This is a genomic window from Lentzea sp. JNUCC 0626 (assembly GCF_043632865.1).
Classification (GTDB): Bacteria; Actinomycetota; Actinomycetes; order Mycobacteriales; family Pseudonocardiaceae; genus Lentzea.
In genome coordinates this window covers 323,335-338,748 of record NZ_CP171635.1, presented here as the reverse complement: position 1 = coordinate 338,748, position 15,414 = coordinate 323,335, and the positions used below count along the sequence as shown (strand labels likewise).

Annotated in this window: 13 protein-coding genes; 7 read left to right on the top strand and 6 right to left on the bottom strand. The window is 68.4% G+C overall.

Annotation, left to right across the window (positions count from 1 at the left end; genetic code table 11):
- Positions 1–36 precede the first annotated feature (36 nt).
- Positions 37–879 carry a helix-turn-helix transcriptional regulator gene (locus tag JNUCC0626_RS01630; protein ID WP_394617823.1) on the top strand — a complete coding sequence of 281 codons (843 nt, stop codon included), beginning with the start codon at positions 37–39 and terminating at the stop codon, positions 877–879.
- Here the strand turns inward: JNUCC0626_RS01630 and JNUCC0626_RS01625 are convergent.
- The 3 genes from JNUCC0626_RS01625 to JNUCC0626_RS01615 all read right to left on the bottom strand — a co-directional run bounded on the left by JNUCC0626_RS01625 (position 851) and on the right by JNUCC0626_RS01615 (position 4,590).
- Entirely contained in the window at positions 851–1,420 is a 570-nt protein-coding gene (locus JNUCC0626_RS01625) for a TMEM175 family protein (protein ID WP_394621948.1), read from the bottom strand. The two genes, JNUCC0626_RS01630 and JNUCC0626_RS01625, sit on opposite strands and share 29 nt — an antisense overlap.
- A 40-nt stretch (positions 1,421–1,460) precedes the next feature.
- Positions 1,461–3,104, bottom strand: coding sequence for a PHP domain-containing protein (locus JNUCC0626_RS01620; protein ID WP_394617822.1), 1,644 nt, complete (start codon positions 3,102–3,104; stop codon positions 1,461–1,463).
- A gap of 100 nt (positions 3,105–3,204) precedes the next feature.
- Positions 3,205–4,590: a PP2C family protein-serine/threonine phosphatase gene (locus JNUCC0626_RS01615; protein WP_394617821.1), complete on the bottom strand. Its 1,386-nt coding sequence runs from the start codon at positions 4,588–4,590 to the stop codon at positions 3,205–3,207.
- A gap of 137 nt (positions 4,591–4,727) precedes the next feature.
- Here JNUCC0626_RS01615 and JNUCC0626_RS01610 point away from each other — a divergent pair, with 137 nt between their 5' ends.
- On the top strand, positions 4,728–8,870 hold the full coding sequence (locus JNUCC0626_RS01610; RefSeq protein ID WP_394617820.1) for a hybrid sensor histidine kinase/response regulator: 4,143 nt from the start codon (positions 4,728–4,730) through the stop codon (positions 8,868–8,870).
- 520 nt (positions 8,871–9,390) lie between these two features.
- Here the strand turns inward: JNUCC0626_RS01610 and JNUCC0626_RS01605 are convergent.
- Positions 9,391–9,759: an STAS domain-containing protein gene (locus tag JNUCC0626_RS01605; RefSeq protein WP_394617819.1), complete on the bottom strand. Its 369-nt coding sequence runs from the start codon at positions 9,757–9,759 to the stop codon at positions 9,391–9,393.
- Between the two features lie 105 nt (positions 9,760–9,864).
- On the opposite strand from JNUCC0626_RS01605, the gene JNUCC0626_RS01600 reads away from it, so the two are divergent.
- Both JNUCC0626_RS01600 and JNUCC0626_RS01595 read left to right on the top strand, forming a co-directional pair.
- Positions 9,865–10,260 carry an ATP-binding protein gene (locus tag JNUCC0626_RS01600; protein WP_394617818.1) on the top strand — a complete coding sequence of 132 codons (396 nt, stop codon included), beginning with the start codon at positions 9,865–9,867 and terminating at the stop codon, positions 10,258–10,260.
- Between the two features lie 126 nt (positions 10,261–10,386).
- Complete coding sequence (locus tag JNUCC0626_RS01595; RefSeq protein WP_394617817.1) at positions 10,387–10,734, top strand: STAS domain-containing protein; 348 nt, start codon at positions 10,387–10,389, stop codon at positions 10,732–10,734.
- A 27-nt stretch (positions 10,735–10,761) separates the two neighbouring features.
- On the opposite strand, the gene JNUCC0626_RS01590 is transcribed toward JNUCC0626_RS01595, so the two are convergent.
- Positions 10,762–11,646, bottom strand: coding sequence for a Ppx/GppA phosphatase family protein (locus JNUCC0626_RS01590; protein WP_394617816.1), 885 nt, complete (start codon positions 11,644–11,646; stop codon positions 10,762–10,764).
- Between the two features lie 110 nt (positions 11,647–11,756).
- Between JNUCC0626_RS01590 and JNUCC0626_RS01585 the strand changes: the two genes are divergently transcribed.
- From JNUCC0626_RS01585 to JNUCC0626_RS01575, 3 genes are all read left to right on the top strand, one after another.
- Positions 11,757–12,740 carry an alkaline phosphatase family protein gene (locus tag JNUCC0626_RS01585; protein ID WP_394617815.1) on the top strand — a complete coding sequence of 328 codons (984 nt, stop codon included), beginning with the start codon at positions 11,757–11,759 and terminating at the stop codon, positions 12,738–12,740.
- Between the two features lie 4 nt (positions 12,741–12,744).
- Positions 12,745–13,731: a GNAT family N-acetyltransferase gene (locus JNUCC0626_RS01580; protein WP_394617814.1), complete on the top strand. Its 987-nt coding sequence runs from the start codon at positions 12,745–12,747 to the stop codon at positions 13,729–13,731.
- Positions 13,732–13,937: 206 nt separating this feature from the next.
- Entirely contained in the window at positions 13,938–15,143 is a 1,206-nt protein-coding gene (locus JNUCC0626_RS01575) for a glycoside hydrolase family 88 protein (RefSeq protein ID WP_394617813.1), read from the top strand.
- A 6-nt stretch (positions 15,144–15,149) separates the two neighbouring features.
- On the opposite strand, the gene JNUCC0626_RS01570 is transcribed toward JNUCC0626_RS01575, so the two are convergent.
- Complete coding sequence (locus tag JNUCC0626_RS01570; RefSeq protein WP_394617812.1) at positions 15,150–15,365, bottom strand: hypothetical protein; 216 nt, start codon at positions 15,363–15,365, stop codon at positions 15,150–15,152.
- Between the last annotated feature and the right edge of the window lie 49 nt (positions 15,366–15,414).

The following is a 15,414-nucleotide window of genomic DNA, read 5'->3' as shown; positions in this document are numbered from 1 at the left end:
GCGAGTTAGAACTGTGCTGACGAGAGGAGTGCCGCCGTGATCGACCGAGCGGGACTGGCCGCGTTCCTGCGCAGCCGCAGGGAGGCGTTGCAGCCGGAGGACATCGGCCTGCCGCGCGGACCGCGACGCCGGACCAGCGGGTTGCGCCGCGAGGAGGTCGCCGCGCGCTGCAACATGTCCGCCGACTACTACGCGCGTCTGGAGCAGGAACGCGGCCCGCACCCGTCGCCGCAGATGATCGCCGCCATCGCCCAGGGCCTGCACCTCTCCCTGGACGAACGCGACCACCTGTTCCGGCTGGCGGACCATCAGCCACCGCCGCGCGGCGTGCTGAGCGAACACGTCGGCCCAGGCCTCGCCCGGATCTTCGACCGCCTGCACGACACCCCGGCCGAGATCGTCACCGAACTGGGTGAGACGCTGCGGCAGACCCCGCTGGGCGTCGCGCTGACCGGAGACGCGTCGCGCCACACCGGCCCGGAGCGCAGCCTCGGCTACCGCTGGTTCGCCGACCCGTCGTCCCGCTCGCTCTACGTCCCGGAGGACCACGACTTCCTGGGCCGCATGTTCGCCTCAGGCCTGCGCGAAGCCCTCACCCGGCACGGCTCCGGTTCCCGTGCGCAGCACTACGCCGACCTGTTGCTCGCCCGCAGCGAGGAGTTCCGGATCGTGTGGGACCGGCAGGAGATCGGCCTGCGCCCGCGCGAGGTCAAGCGCTACGTCCACCCGGGCATCGGCGCGCTGGAACTCCAGTGCCAGACGTTGCTCGACCCCGACCAGCACCACTTCCTGCTGGTCTACACGGCCACGCCCGGCACCGAGAGCTACGAGAAGCTCCAGCTCCTGTCGGTCATCGGATCCGCTGCGCCAACGGGCTGAGCAGCAACAACAGCATGCTGTAGTAGCTGATGAACGGCACCAGCGCGAACGCCAGCAGCAACAGCACCGCCGGCAGGACCGCCCTCAGCACCATCGGCCGCGACAACCCCGCGACGTCCCGCCCGACCCGCAGATCGCCGTGCACCAGCAACGTCATCGCGGTCAGCAGCACGCTGCTCGCGAGGACCGTGCCGACGTAGAACAGCTTCACGAACAGGTCGTCGGGGTAGGTGCCGACCAGCTCCGTCGGGAACGGCAGCACGACGATCGTCAGCACCCAGGCCATGTTCAGCACCATGAGCGGCGTCGTGTACTCGCGGACGTTCTCGAACAGCCGGTGGTGGGTGAACCACAGCTGCGCGATCACCGCGAAGCTCAGCAGGAAGCTGAAGATCTGCGGCCAGTGGTGGGAGACCAGCTCGATCGGAGGCCCCTCGCCCGGCTCGGCGGTGATCTCCACCAGCGGCAGCACCAGCAGCGTGATCGCGATGGCGACCACGGCGTCGGTGAAGAGGACCAGGCGGTCGGGCTCGCGCTTCATGGACACGAGCCCAACCTAGTCCTGAGTGGACCTGGGGGAACTAGATCACGTCGACGAACACCGGGTTGGCGTAGAACCAGAGGTCCTGCCACGGGTCGGAGTTCGCCAGCTCGTCGATCATCGGGTCACCGGACGAGGTGAGCCGCTTGCCGTCGCTGCCCCGCAGCCGCAGGTAGAACGAGCGGTCGACGTTCTTGAACGTGTGGCTGAAGCGGATCTTGCCCGACCGCGGCACCTCGAACGTCTTCGTGACCACCGTCTCCGGCGCGAGGAACGCGTCGCGGTCGGTCGACGGACCGGTGACCGGGCCCGAGATCAGGTCGACCTTGGCGAGCACCGGCTTGAGGCCCGCGAAGTTCGGGCCGGACGCGCGGTCGATCTCGATGGTGACCTCGACGTCGCCGCCGCGGCGCACGAACGTCCGCCCGCCCAGCGTCACGCCGCGCAGGTCGTCGCGGGAACGGACGCGCAGCTCCAGGCCGTCGATCAGGCGGCCGTGCACGGTCAGCAGCTTGCCCGCCTGCATGGCGCGCATGATGTCCACATAGGACTTCGACCGGGCGCCGACGATGTTCGCGCCGTACTGGCCGGGGAAGAAGTCGCCGTAGTTGGTCTGCTTGACGCCGGAGTCGATCGGCGCGCCCTTCGAGCCCGTGGTGTTGTAGTCCTGCTTGCCCTGGGTGAAGGTGTCGTTGAAGACCTGGTGCACGTCGGAGTTCGCGGTGATCCACCACGGCCTGCCCTCGGCGAGCAGCGCGTCCCACATGCCGCCGACCTTGGCGGTCATCCAGTCGAAGCCGCCGTGCGTGCGGTAGGACTCGGGCGGGTAGCCGGGGAACGCCTCGGCGCTGGGGGCGGCCGTGTCGTAGTAGCCACGCGCACGGCCGGGGCCGCCCGCGGACTTCGGGATGCCGGCGGCCTGGTGGCCGGGAGCGCCCTCCATGCCGACCGCGACACCGGGGGCCGCGTCGCGCCAGCCGCGCAGCTCGTGCGGGCTGTCGACGCCGCGCCGGGACGGGTGGTTCGCGAACATCAGCGCGATCTCGGTCCGTCCGGAGAGGACCTGCGCCTCCAGGTACCGCAGGGCGGCCAGCGCGAGCGGCTCGGTGTTGTTCGCGACGCGGCCGTCGTAGGACAGCTCGAACGCCTTGAGGATGTCGACGGTGTTCTTGCCGGGCGGCAGGAACACGGTGGCGTGCTCCGCGCCGGGGATGTTCCACTCGAGGCCCTGGTAGACCAGCACGTCGCGCTGCGCGCGGCGGACCTTCTCGATGTCCGGCGTGACCTGGTCGATCGAGAACTTCTGGTGCGCCGGGCCACCGTGGTCGGTGATCACGACCCAGTCGAGGCCGAACTCGTGCGCCTTCTTGACCTGCTGCGCGATCGTGTACTGGCCGTCGTCGGAGTACTGGGTGTGGATGTGGTGGTCGCCCGCGTACCAGCGGTCGCCACCGCCCCACGGGTTGACGGGCTCGTGCGCGTGCGCCGTGCCCGTGCCGGCAGCGCTCGCGACGCCGACCGCACCGACGGCGCCGGCCGCGATGCCGAGGCCTGCCAGGAACTTGCGGCGTTCGACCGACGACGGGCGGTCGTCCTCGGGGTCGAGCCAGCTGCCTTCGACGGGCTCGACCTCGTGGTGGTGGTGCGTGTGATCACCGTGCGAGTGATCGTGAGAGTGGGACATGCGCAGATCTCAACTCGTGAACGTGTCGTGGCAAACGAACGGACAGTGAACCCTTGTCCCGGTTCTTTCACTCACAACCTTTGTTGCCAACGAGTTGCAGCTACTGGGCCTGCACGGCGAGCAGTGCCAAGTCGTCGTGATCGTCGCGATCAAGCCACTTGAGCACTGCCCGTTCACAGTGCCGCGCTATTTCCTCCGCCGAGAGGCCCTTGCATTCCTTCAACACTTCCCTCAAACGCTGCTCGCCAAACAACTCCGTGCGGTCGGTGTGCGCGCGGGCCTCGGTGAAGCCGTCGGAGTAGAGCACCAGCGTGTCGCCGGGGTTCAGCGTCACCTGCTCGCCGGAGAACCGGACGTCGGCCAGGATGCCGACGATCGCGCCCGTCGCGCTCACCTCGTGCACGCTGCCGTCCGCCCGCAGGACCAGCGGCGCCGGGTGGCCGCCGGACGCGAGCGACAGCCGCACGCCGCCGTTCGCGAGCGGCACCAGTTCGCCGACGACCAGCGTGGTGAAGAGCTTCGAGCCGGTGGCGCGCAACGAGGTGTTGAGCAGGTGCAGCAGCCGGACCGGATTCGTCTCGACCAGTGAGAGCGCTTGCAGGGACTGCCGCACACGTCCACTGTGGACCGCGGCTTCCAGGCCGTGGCCGCAGACGTCGCCCAGCACGAACGTCGCCGAGCCGTCCGTGCGCGGGTGCACGTCGTAGAAGTCGCCGCCGACCAACGCCCGTTGGTGGGCCGGGATGAACACCGAGGCGAGCGTCACACCGCGCACCTCGGGCAACGGCAGCGGCAGCAGGGCCGAGCGCAGCACCTCGATCGTGCGTTGCTGCTCGGTCAGCTTCGACGACGACTCCAGCGCCACGGCCGCGTGCTTGCCGAACAGCCGGACGCGTTCCACGTCGTTGGGAGAAAAATCACCCTTTCGCAGCACCACCAATGCCCCGCCGACGCCCAGCGGCACGGCCAACGCGCGTCCGAAGTCGTCCGGCACGCCCCAGCTGCCCTCACCCAATGAGGTGATCCTGGTCAGGGTGGACGTGCCGGTCAGCACCTCCGTCAGTTCGGAGGCCCTGCGCGGCGTGCGGGCGACCGTCGGCTCGCCTCCACCGCACCGCCACCACTCCAGGCGGTCGCGCGTGGCGGGCACCACGGCGACGCAGTGCTCCCCCAGCAACTCGGCCGCGAGCTGCACGATCGTCTTCAGGGTGTGTTCGCGGGACGTGCCCCCGGCGAGCCTCAGGTGCGCGTGATCGAGCGTGACATCCGTGAAGTACCAGGCACTCCAGCCCTCCCCGAGGTCGTGCTGACGGCCGGCGACGTGCACGTCGAACTGCCCGCCGACGCCCAGGCGGGGGAACCGGTCGGCGGCCGCGGCGTTGCGCACGCGCACCACTCCGGCCGGGTCCACGACGAAGACGGCTTCGCGCAGCCCGTCCACCAGGCGCTGCCAGCCGTCCAGGTCGATGCCCACGACGCTGCTCATCCGCTCTCGTCCAGCGCAAGCGGCCGAATCATCACGGCCTCCTGCGGGTAGTTGGCGTGCATCGCGGCATCAAGTTACCTCGCTCCCAACCTAACGTGGCAGGCTTGGCTGCGACCACCGAGGCACGGAGGCTTGGAGTGACCACGGCCAACGAAGAGACGGACGCGACCCTCGAACGGGTTCTCTCCGCCATGAGAGACCTGCGTGACGGCAACTTCCGGCGCAGGCTCGTAGTGCCGGGGAACGGGCCCGTGTCCGCGCTCGCCGACGTGTTCAACGAGATCGCGGAGCGCAACCAGTGGCTCGCCGGTGAGCTGGGCCGGGTCCGCCAGGCGGTGGGCCAGGAGGGCAGGCTGACCGAACGGGTGGCGCCCGCGGGCACCGCCGGGGGCTGGTCGCTGATCGCCGACTCGGTGAACGGCCTGGTCGAGGACCTGATGCGGCCGACCACGGAGCTGAGCCGCGTGCTCGCCGCCGTGGCCGAGGGCGACCTGACCAAGCGCATGTCGGACCAGACGCTGCGCGGTGAGTTCGCGACGCTCGGCTCGACGGTGAACGGCCTGGTGGACCAGCTGTCGTCGTTCGCGGACGAGGTCACCCGCGTCGCCCGCGAGGTCGGTACCGAGGGCCAGCTGGGCGGTCAGGCGAAGGTGCCCGGCGTGGCCGGCACCTGGCGTGACCTGACCGACAACGTGAACTCGATGGCGAACAACCTGACCAACCAGGTCCGCAACATCGCCTCGGTCGCGACGGCGGTGGCGAACGGCGACCTGACGCAGAAGATCACGGTGGACGTCTCCGGCGAGATGCTGGAGTTGAAGAACACGCTGAACACGATGGTCGACCAGCTGTCCTCGTTCGCGGACGAGGTCACCCGTGTCGCGCGTGAGGTCGGCACGGACGGCAAGCTGGGCGGTCAGGCGAAGGTCCCCGGCGTCGCCGGCACGTGGCGCGACCTGACCGACAACGTCAACTTCATGGCGGACAACCTGACGACCCAGGTCCGCAACATCGCGCAGGTCACGACCGCGGTGGCGCTGGGCGACCTGACGCAGAAGATCACCGTCGACGCGCGCGGCGAGATCCTGGAGTTGAAGACCACCATCAACACGATGGTCGACCAGCTCTCCTCGTTCGGTGACGAGGTCACGCGTGTGGCGCGCGAGGTCGGCTCGGACGGCCGCCTGGGCGGTCAGGCGCAGGTGCCGGGCGTCGCGGGCACGTGGCGCGACCTCACCGAGTCGGTGAACGTCATGGCGAACAACCTGACGACCCAGGTCCGCAACATCGCCTCGGTGACCACCGCGATCGCACGCGGCGACCTGACCCAGAAGATCACCATCGACGCGCGCGGCGAGATCCTCGAGCTCAAGACCACCATCAACACGATGGTCGACCAGCTCTCCTCGTTCGCCGACGAGGCCACGCGCGTGGCGCGTGAGGTCGGCACCGAGGGCCGTCTGGGCGGTCAGGCGACGGTGCCGGGCGTCGCGGGCACGTGGCGCGACCTGACCGACAACGTCAACTTCATGGCGAACAACCTGACCAACCAGGTCCGCAACATCGCGCACGTCGCCACGGCCGTCGCGAACGGCGACCTGTCGCAGAAGATCACCGTCGACGCGCGCGGCGAGATCCTCGAGCTCAAGTCCACTTTGAACACGATGGTCGACCAGCTGTCCTCGTTCGCCGAGGAGGTCACCCGCGTGGCCCGCGAGGTCGGCACCGACGGCCGCCTGGGCGGTCAGGCCCGCGTGCAGGGCGTCGCCGGCACGTGGAAGGACCTGACCGACAACGTCAACCTGATGGCGGACAACCTGACCGACCAGGTCCGCAACATCGCCACCGTCGCCACCGCCGTCGCGAACGGCGACCTCTCGAAGAAGATCACCGTCGAGGCGAAGGGCGAGGTCGCGACTCTCGCCGAGACCCTGAACGGCATGGTCGACACGCTGCGCGCGTTCGGCGACGAGGTCACCCGCGTCGCCCGCGAGGTCGGCACCGAGGGCATCCTGGGCGGCCAGGCGCGCGTCTCCGGCGTGGCGGGCACGTGGAAGGACCTCACCGACTCGGTGAACTTCATGGCGGACAACCTGACCAACCAGGTCCGCAACATCGCCCAGGTCACCACCGCCGTCGCGCAGGGCGACCTGACGAAGAAGATCGACGTCTCGGCCCGCGGCGAGATCCTGGAGTTGAAGACCACCATCAACACGATGGTCGACCAGCTCTCGTCGTTCGCCGACGAGGTCACGCGTGTCGCCCGCGAGGTCGGCACCGAGGGCAAGCTCGGCGGTCAGGCCGAAGTGGACGGTGTGGCGGGAACGTGGTCGAAGCTGACCGACAACGTCAACCAGCTGGCCTCGAACCTCACCACCCAGGTGCGCGCCATCGCGGCCGTCGCCACCGCCGTGACCGCGGGCGACCTGACCCGCCAGATCACCGTCGACGCGTCCGGCGAGCTCGCGGAGCTCAAGGACAACGTCAACCAGATGATCGCGAACCTGAAGGAAACCACCCGCGCCAACCGCGAGCAGTACTGGCTCAAGACCAACCTGGCGCGGTTGTCCGGCCTCATGCAGGGCCACCGCGACCTGCGCGCTCTGGCGTCGCTGATCATGAGCGAGCTGACCCCGCTCGTCAGCGCCCACCACGGTGCGTTCTTCCAGATCGAGGAGGACGACTCCAAGCAGAGCCTCGAACTGACCGCCACTTACGGCTTCCGCCTCGACGCCGCCCGCACCACCCACGTGGCCATGGGCGAATCCCTGGTGGGCCAGTCAGCCCTCGAGAAGAAGACCATTCTGGTCGACCAGGTCCCCGGCGGCTACCTGACCGTCTCCTCGGCCCTGGGCGAAGCGGCCCCGGTCAACCTGGTGATCCTCCCGGTCCTCTTCCAGGGCGAAACCCTGGGCGTGATCGAACTGGCGTCCCTGAACGAGTTCTCCGACGTCCACCTGGACCTCCTGGACCAGCTCAAGGAAGCCATCGGCGTCAACGTGAACACCCTCCTGGCCAACTCCAGGACCGACGCCCTCCTGGTCGAGTCACAGCGCCTCACCACCGAACTGAGGGCCGGTTCGGAAGAGCTGGAGGACCGGGCCCGCCAGCTCCAGACCGCCTCGAAGTACAAGTCCGAGTTCATGGCCAACATGTCCCACGAACTCCGCACTCCCCTGAACTCCCTGCTGATCCTCGCGAAGCTCCTCGCCGACAACCTCGACGGCAACCTCAACGCCAAACAGGTCGAGTTCGCCCGCACCATCCACTCCTCGGGCTCCGACCTGCTCCAGCTCATCAACGACATCCTCGACCTCACCAAGGTCGAGGCGGGCCACATGACGCTGCACGAGGACCCGGTCCGCCTGGACGAACTGGTCCGCTACGTGGAAACCCTCTGCCTGCCCCTGACGGCGGAGAAGAACCTCGAATTCTCAGTGCGCGTAGACCCGAACGTCCCGGAAACCCTCCACACGGACGAACACAGGCTTCAGCAGATCCTCAGGAACCTGCTCTCCAACGCCGTGAAGTTCACCCACGACGGCGGCATCCGCCTGCACGTCCGCATGGACGACCCCTCCACCGTCGCCTTCGACGTGCACGACACGGGAATCGGCATCCCGGCCGAAAAACTGGCCGTCATCTTCGAGGCCTTCCAACAGGCGGACGGCACCACCAGCCGCAAGTACGGCGGCACGGGCCTGGGCCTCTCCATCAGCCGGGAACTGGCCCAACTCCTCAACGGTGCCCTCCGAGTCCGCTCGGAACCGGGCATCGGCTCCACCTTCACCCTCTGCCTCCCCCTGGGCAAGGTGATCTCCGAAGCCGTGGTCCTCCCCGAGCCGACCCCCATCGTCACCCCGGCTCCAGTGGTGGCGAACTCGAGCTCAATGCGCTTCCACGGCGAAAAGGTCCTGGTGGTGGACGACGACCTGCGCAACGTCTTCGCCCTGACCAGCGTCCTCGAACTGCACGGCCTGGAAGCGATTTTCGCCGACAACGGCATAACGGGCGTCCGGGCGCTCGAACAATACGACGACGTGGCCATCGTCCTGATGGACATCATGATGCCGGAACTGGACGGCAACGCGACCATTTCCGCTATTCGCGCAATGGAGCGTTACGCCGATCTGCCGGTCATCGCGGTAACGGCAAAGGCGATGAAGGGCGACCGCGAGAAGTCGCTGGCATCAGGCGCCACCGATTACGTGACAAAGCCGGTGGACACCGAGCACCTCATCCGCTTGATCGCCTACTACCTGGGAGTATCGGGCGAGTAGCAGCCAAGAGCACCAGGCGGCCCCACGCAAGGCTGCTGAGCGCTCGGTAGCCAAGAGCTAAGCGACCAATGGCTTGAGGGGAACGAAGCCGCAGGCGAGGCCGTGTGAGCTTAAGCATCGCGATGGCGCAGCCGAGCCCACCCAAGGCACAACGGCAATGCCGAAGGCGAGGCGTCCTTAGCTCTTGGCTCAAAACACTCCGCCCGCCACACGCAATGCCGAAGGCGAGCCGACACTCTTGGCTGCACCGGCAAGCCGGTAGCGGTGACGTGCCCACCCAAACCCAGCCACGTACGCGTGGGATTGGGGCTTGACTTTGGGTGCGAGGTGCTACCACTCGTGGCTCGGCCGGGCGCTTTTCAGCCCGGCCTTTCCGGCCCGACCAGCGCCTCGCAAGGGCCCCGAAGTCAAGCCCCAATCCCTATCGACGCGCCAGCGGCGATGAAACGACCCGTCTCGTCTCAAGTCTTTGCACAAAACCCAGCCATCGCATTGCTGACAGACCCCGCACCCACCCAAATCAATGGGCGGAATCCGCAGCTTCCTGCACAGCGGCATCCACCGAAGCGTGCAAACTCAGCACCTCAGCCACATCGGCCAACTCGAACAACCGCCGAACCGGCCCCTGAGCGGCCGCGATCCGCAACTGCCCACCCTCCTCGGCCAACCGCCGATGCCAGTCCAGCACCAACGCCAGCCCGGTGGAATCCATGAACGCGAGCTGAGCAAGATCCAGCACGGCGTGCGCCCCGGTGACGTCCGCGTCCAACCGGGCGGACAACACGGGCACGGTGTCGATGTCCAGTTCCCCGGCGACGGCGACCACGCGCCATCCCCGCTGGACCTCGCTGCCGACGTTGAGCTCCATCGTCGCCGTTCCTCTCGCCACGCCCGACTCGTGCGACTTCGTGCGACCCAAATCGTGCAGCACGGCGTCCGGGCATGCGACCACCGGGGGGCTGAAAGATCCGGACGACCCGCCGGATGTGCGACTATGCGCCTTGTGCTGAACGACCCACTGGCAGAGGTGCGCGTGACCCTGGGCGCCGAGGGCGGCTCATGCGCACGTGCCCGTCAGGTGGTGCGCGAGGCCGCTTCTTCCTGGGATCTCACGGACGACCTGACCGATGACGCCCAACTCGTCGTCACCGAACTCGTCTCCAACGGCATCGACCACGGCGAGGGTCCGATCACGCTGACGGTCAGCAAGACGCAGGGCGGCATGCTCGTCGAGGTGCACGACAGGTCGCCGCAGCTGCCTCAGCTCAGACCCGTGGACCCGACGAGCGCGCGCGGGCGCGGTATGCAGCTCGTGAAGGCCCTGAGCGTTCGCTGGGGCACTACGCCGCGGAACGACGGAAAGGTCGTCTGGGCGCAGCTGGAGGCCTGAGAAGGGCCATCCACGCACACCGTGGCGCGGCAGCAAGTCTTTGTGCGCAGCCATGTCGCAATGCGGTGGTCTCAGGTTGTGGTCGTCCGCCGGTGGCGCGTACGGTCGGTGCGGACGGGAGTCCTTATGAACCAACTTCGCCAGAGAACTACCTACGTCCAGTCCATTCCGATCGTCGCGCTCACCGGCGAGATCGACATGATGTCCTCGGCCCCGGTCACCAGCAGACTCGCCGAGCTGCTCGACCACAAGCCGCCCGCGCTCGTCGTGGACCTGCGGGAAGTGCGCTTCTTCGGTTCCGAGGGGATCCGCGCGCTGGTCGAGACCCAGCAACAGGCGGACGAACTCGGCATCAAGTTCGGCGTCGTCAGCGACAGCAGGATCGTCCTGCGCCCGTTGCAGATGACCGCCGTGGACCAGTTGCTGATGCTGTTCGACGACGTCGACGACGCCGTCACCGCGCTGAGCGCCTGAACTCCAGCCGCCCCGAAGAACCCGGTCTCAGGCCGCTGACGAACTGCGCGCGCGAGAGCGCTCCACCAGCGAGAGCAGCAGGCCTTCCTTGGTGGACCACGGCGAGATGTCCACGACGTCGTGGCCGGACACCTTCATCAGACCTTCCGCGACCACCGCGCCCGCCAGCGACTGCTGGGCCCGGTGGCGCGAGATCCCCGGCAGGGCCGCACGTTCGCGCACCGAGAGCTTCGCGAGCCGCGGGATCCACTTCTCCAGGTCCTTCAACCGCAACTGGCGCGGCGCGTACGTGTCGCTGCGGGCACCGGCGAGGCGCGCGAGCTGTTCGAACACCTTCGAGCACCCGATCGCGCGAGCGCTCTCACTCGCCGGGAACGCGGCCGCGAGTCTCTCCGCCACCTCCACGCGCATGTCCGCCACCGTGAGTCCGGCGCGGGTCAACGTCCTTGCCCCCAAAGGCAACGACACGGCTCTGTCGGGTTCGGCGCCCGAGCCCGCGGCGAGTTCGACGGTGCCGCCGCCGACGTCCAGCACGACGACGGGTCCGGCGGCGAAGCCGAACCACTGCCGGGCCGCCTGGTACGAGAGGCGGGCTTCTTCCTTGCCGGACAACACCTTCAGCTCGACGCCGGTGCGGCGCGCGACCTTGCGGATGACCTCGTCGACGTTCGACGAATCACGCACGGACGAGGTCGCGAACGGCAGGAACGGGACGTCGCCCGCCTTCTTGCGGGCGGCGAGGACGGCGGCGCTCAGGGAGTCGACGCCGGCGCCGCTGATGGCCCCGCGCGCGTCGATCTCCCGATCCAGCCTCAGCCTGACCTTGTGGGACACCAGCGGACGCAACAGGTCTCGTTCCACGACCACCAGGTGCGCACTGAAGCACCCCACGTCCAGAACTCCGACCGACATCCGCCACCTTCCCTTCTCCCAAGTGTTCTTTACCTCATCGACACCCATTGTGCGAAACTGAGCCTCCGATCGAGCAATGTTCGCTCGATGAGATGCGTTACAGTCACCGAATGTCACTGGCGGAGATACCTTCCCGGCTCGAACGCGCCCTCGGCAAGGCTGAATCCGGCGTGATCGTCCTCGCGGTGGACGGTCTCTCCTCGGACGTGGCCAAACAGTCCTGGCTGTCCGCCTCCGTCTCCACGCTGTCCTCGACGGTGCCGTCGACGACGGCGACGGCGTTGCTGACCGCGTTGACCGGTGTCCCCGCCGACGTCCACCGCGTGCCGGGAACTGTGTACCGCAACGGATCCGGGCTCGTGCACGCCGTCAACGGCACGCCGCCGATCCCCGATCTGCCCACCGTGCTGGAACGGCACGGCGCGACCGCGCTGGCCCGCGAACTCGACCACCTCGAAGGCACGTGGGCCCAAGCCCTGCTGCGCGGAACGAACCGGGTACCCGCTGCCGCGCCGCACAAACTCGCCGCACAGGCCGAAGACCCGCCGCTGCTCGTCGCGAACGTCGTGGTGGACCTCGACAAGGCGCTCAAGGACGCCCGGTTCCTCTGGACCTACGTCAACATCTCCGACCACGTGCACCGCCACGGCTACGACGAGTCGGTGCACGAGGCGATGCTGCGGCTGGACGCGCACGCCAACCGCTGGGCGGCGGCCGGATGGACCGTGATCGCGTACTCGGACCACGGCATGATCGCGGTCGACCCCGATCCCGAGCTCGTCGAGGCCTGGGACGCGATCGTGCGCGAGGAGTGCGTGATCCCCTCCGGCGGAGCGGGCCGGATGCGCTGGCTCTACCCGAAAGCCGACCGGCTGGAAGCCGTTTTCGACCGCGTGGCAACGACTCTGGGCGACGCGGCGACCGTGCACCACGCCACCGACCTCGGACTGCCGCAGCCGGAGGCGGGCCCGGTCGTGGCGGTGGCGGCGTCCCCGCGCTTCCCGCTGCCCGACCCGTCGGTGAAGTTCGAGCACGGTGGCCTGAGCCGCGACGAGATCGACGTCCCCTTCGCGGTCTGGCAAGCCGTACAGTGACGGTGTGCACGTCGAATTCTCCAGCAGCATAAGGGAAATCGATGCTGCCGATTGGAACGCGGTGGTGCGCCGTGCGGGCGCACCGGTGTTCTACCGGCACGCGTACGTCAGCGCGTACGAGCAGTCGCCGCTGACGGAGGTCGAGGGGTTCGCGTACTTCGTCGTGAAGGACGGCGACCGCCCGGTCGCCGTCACGCCCGCCTACCTCCAGTCGGCCGCGAACCCGTTGCGCCGCCTGCACGATGCCTATCCGGAGGCCGTCGGCCAGCGCGCCCTGCTGAGCCACACCTGGCACTGCTACGACGCGCAGGTGCCCGCCACCACCGAGGTCCTGCCCCGGCTGCTGGACGCCATGATCCGCACCGCGTCGATCCTCGGCGCGCGCTGGTGCGGGTTCATGAACGTCCAGCGCGGCACCGGCCTGTCGCAGGCGCTCACCGCCGCCGGACTCCCCGCGCGACACCTGACGGACCGCTGGGCGGCGAACCTCACCACGTACGAGGACTACCTGGCGGGCCTCGGCATGCGCGCCAGGGCGAACGTGCGGCGCAACCACCGCAGGGCGGCGGAAGCGGGCGTCACGGTCGAGGCGCTCCCGGTCGACCACGCCGCGATGGACGAGATCACCCTGCTGTGCGTCAAGACCGCGAGCCGCTTCGAGAACAACGGCTACTACCCCGGCGAGGCGTTCACGAAGTTCGTGACGGGGCTGGGCGACCTGGCGCACGTGATCGAGGTGCGCCAGCGCGGCAGGCTCGTCGCGGCCGGCGTCTGCCTGACCGACGAGACCCGCTTCCACACCTGGACGTGCGGCGTGGACTACGCGGTGGACGGCAACTACAGCCCCTACGGCGTGCTGTTCGCCGAGTCGATCCGGCACGCCGTCCGGCTCGGCAAGACCACGCTCGAGGGCGGCCGCGGCAACGAGGCGTTCAAGCGTCGCCACGGCCTGAGCCCCCGCCATTTGGACGCAAGTCTGATCCGCACCTGAACAGCGCATTGTTCACAAGGATGAACAATGCGATTTACAACGTCGGATTCCTGCGGTTTCACGTACGTGATTCAGTCCTTTAGGCCAGGTCAGCGCCTCGATGCAAGACAGAGGAATCAATTTTTAACTGACCTTTACAGGCGTTGATCCGATCTGCCACTGTGACGCCGGGCGCACGGCACAAATGAAAGGGACTGGACGGTCTCGTGAATCTGTCTCGACGCACCCTTCTGGCGTCCGCAGCAGCCACTCCCCTGCTCACCGGAGCAGGCCTGACGATCGGTGCGGGAGAAGCCGCCGCTTCGCCCGCGACCCTCCGCGCGGCCCTCGACTACGGCAACGCCAAGCTCAAGGCCGTCGCGCCCGGCATCACCTCGTTCCCGGAGATCACCAGGGCCGAGAAGTGGACCTACGTCGCCGACGGCGGCTGGATCGGCGGTTTCTGGCCGGGCACGCTGTGGCTCGCGCACCTCGACAGCGGCGACGCGCAGTTCCGCTCGCTCGCCGAGGCCGCCAACGACAGACTGGCTCCGCGCCGTCTCCAGCCGCGCGACCACGACCTGGGATTCCTCTTCTACCCGTCGTGGGTCACCGCGTACCGGCTGACCGGCAACACCAAGTGGCGGGACGGCGCGATCGACGCCGCGAACACCCTGATCCAGCGCTGGAACGCCACCGGCAAGTTCATCCGCGCGTGGGGCGCGCTCGGCACTCCGGGCAACGCGGGCCGCGTCATCATCGACACGATGATGAACCTGGACCTGCTCGCGTTCGCGACCGAGCAGACCGGCGACCGCAAGTTCCTCGACATCGCGATCGCGCACGCCAGGACCACCCAGACGCACTTCGTCCGCCAGGACGGCTCGACGCCGCACGTGTTCGACTTCAACCCGGACACCGGCGCGCCCCTCGGCCCGAACACCGTGCAGGGCTACAGCCCGACGTCGTGCTGGGCGCGCGGCCAGGCGTGGGGCATCTACGGCTTCACGACCATGTACCGCCGCACGGGCCTGCGCGAGTTCCGCGACACCGCCCGCAAGCTGTCGGACTACGCCCTGTCGGTGCTGACGCCGGACAGCGTGCCGGTGTGGGACTACCGCTCCCCGTTGGGCGTCAACGACATCAAGGACTCGTCGGCGGGCGCGATCATGGCGTGCGGCCTGCTCGACCTGGCCAAGGCCACCGGCACGACGCGCTACCACGACCGGGCGTTGAAGATCCTCGACGGCCTGGTCGCGACGTGCCTCACGACCAAGTCCACGCGTGCCGAGGCGATCCTGGCCCGCGGCACGCGCAACCGCCCGTCCGAGGACGGCGTGGAGATCTCGCTGCCCTACGGCGACTACTACCTGTACGAGGCGATCCTGCGGGTGCTCAAGCCCACCCAGATCGCCCGGGCCATCGGCCTCTGACCGGTTCTACTGCTCGATCACCTTCGCCGTCGGCCCGTCGGTCCAGGTCGCTTCCAGCCTGGACAACCGGCCGGCGGCGTTGGTGAAGTTCACCACCAGCGGCCCGCCGGGCTGTTCCACCTTCACCGAGTAGCCGTCCGCGGGCGTGGCCGACAGCGCCTGCACGCCCTGCGGCCGGTAACGGACGACCACGTCCCCGCCGCGCAGGTGGAACGCGTGCACGTATGACCCGTCCGACTGCCATTCCCCCTGCGGAGATTGAGCCGAGGTG

Coding starts and splice junctions, on each gene's coding strand:
- JNUCC0626_RS01625 (WP_394621948.1), bottom strand. CDS start 1,420: ATGAAGCGCGAGCCCGACCGCCTGGTCCTCTTCACCGACGCCGTGGTC.
- JNUCC0626_RS01620 (WP_394617822.1), bottom strand. CDS start 3,104: ATGTCCCACTCTCACGATCACTCGCACGGTGATCACACGCACCACCAC.
- JNUCC0626_RS01615 (WP_394617821.1), bottom strand. CDS start 4,590: ATGAGCAGCGTCGTGGGCATCGACCTGGACGGCTGGCAGCGCCTGGTG.
- JNUCC0626_RS01600 (WP_394617818.1), top strand. CDS start 9,865: ATGCGCCTTGTGCTGAACGACCCACTGGCAGAGGTGCGCGTGACCCTG.
- JNUCC0626_RS01595 (WP_394617817.1), top strand. CDS start 10,387: ATGAACCAACTTCGCCAGAGAACTACCTACGTCCAGTCCATTCCGATC.
- JNUCC0626_RS01590 (WP_394617816.1), bottom strand. CDS start 11,646: ATGTCGGTCGGAGTTCTGGACGTGGGGTGCTTCAGTGCGCACCTGGTG.
- JNUCC0626_RS01585 (WP_394617815.1), top strand. CDS start 11,757: ATGTCACTGGCGGAGATACCTTCCCGGCTCGAACGCGCCCTCGGCAAG.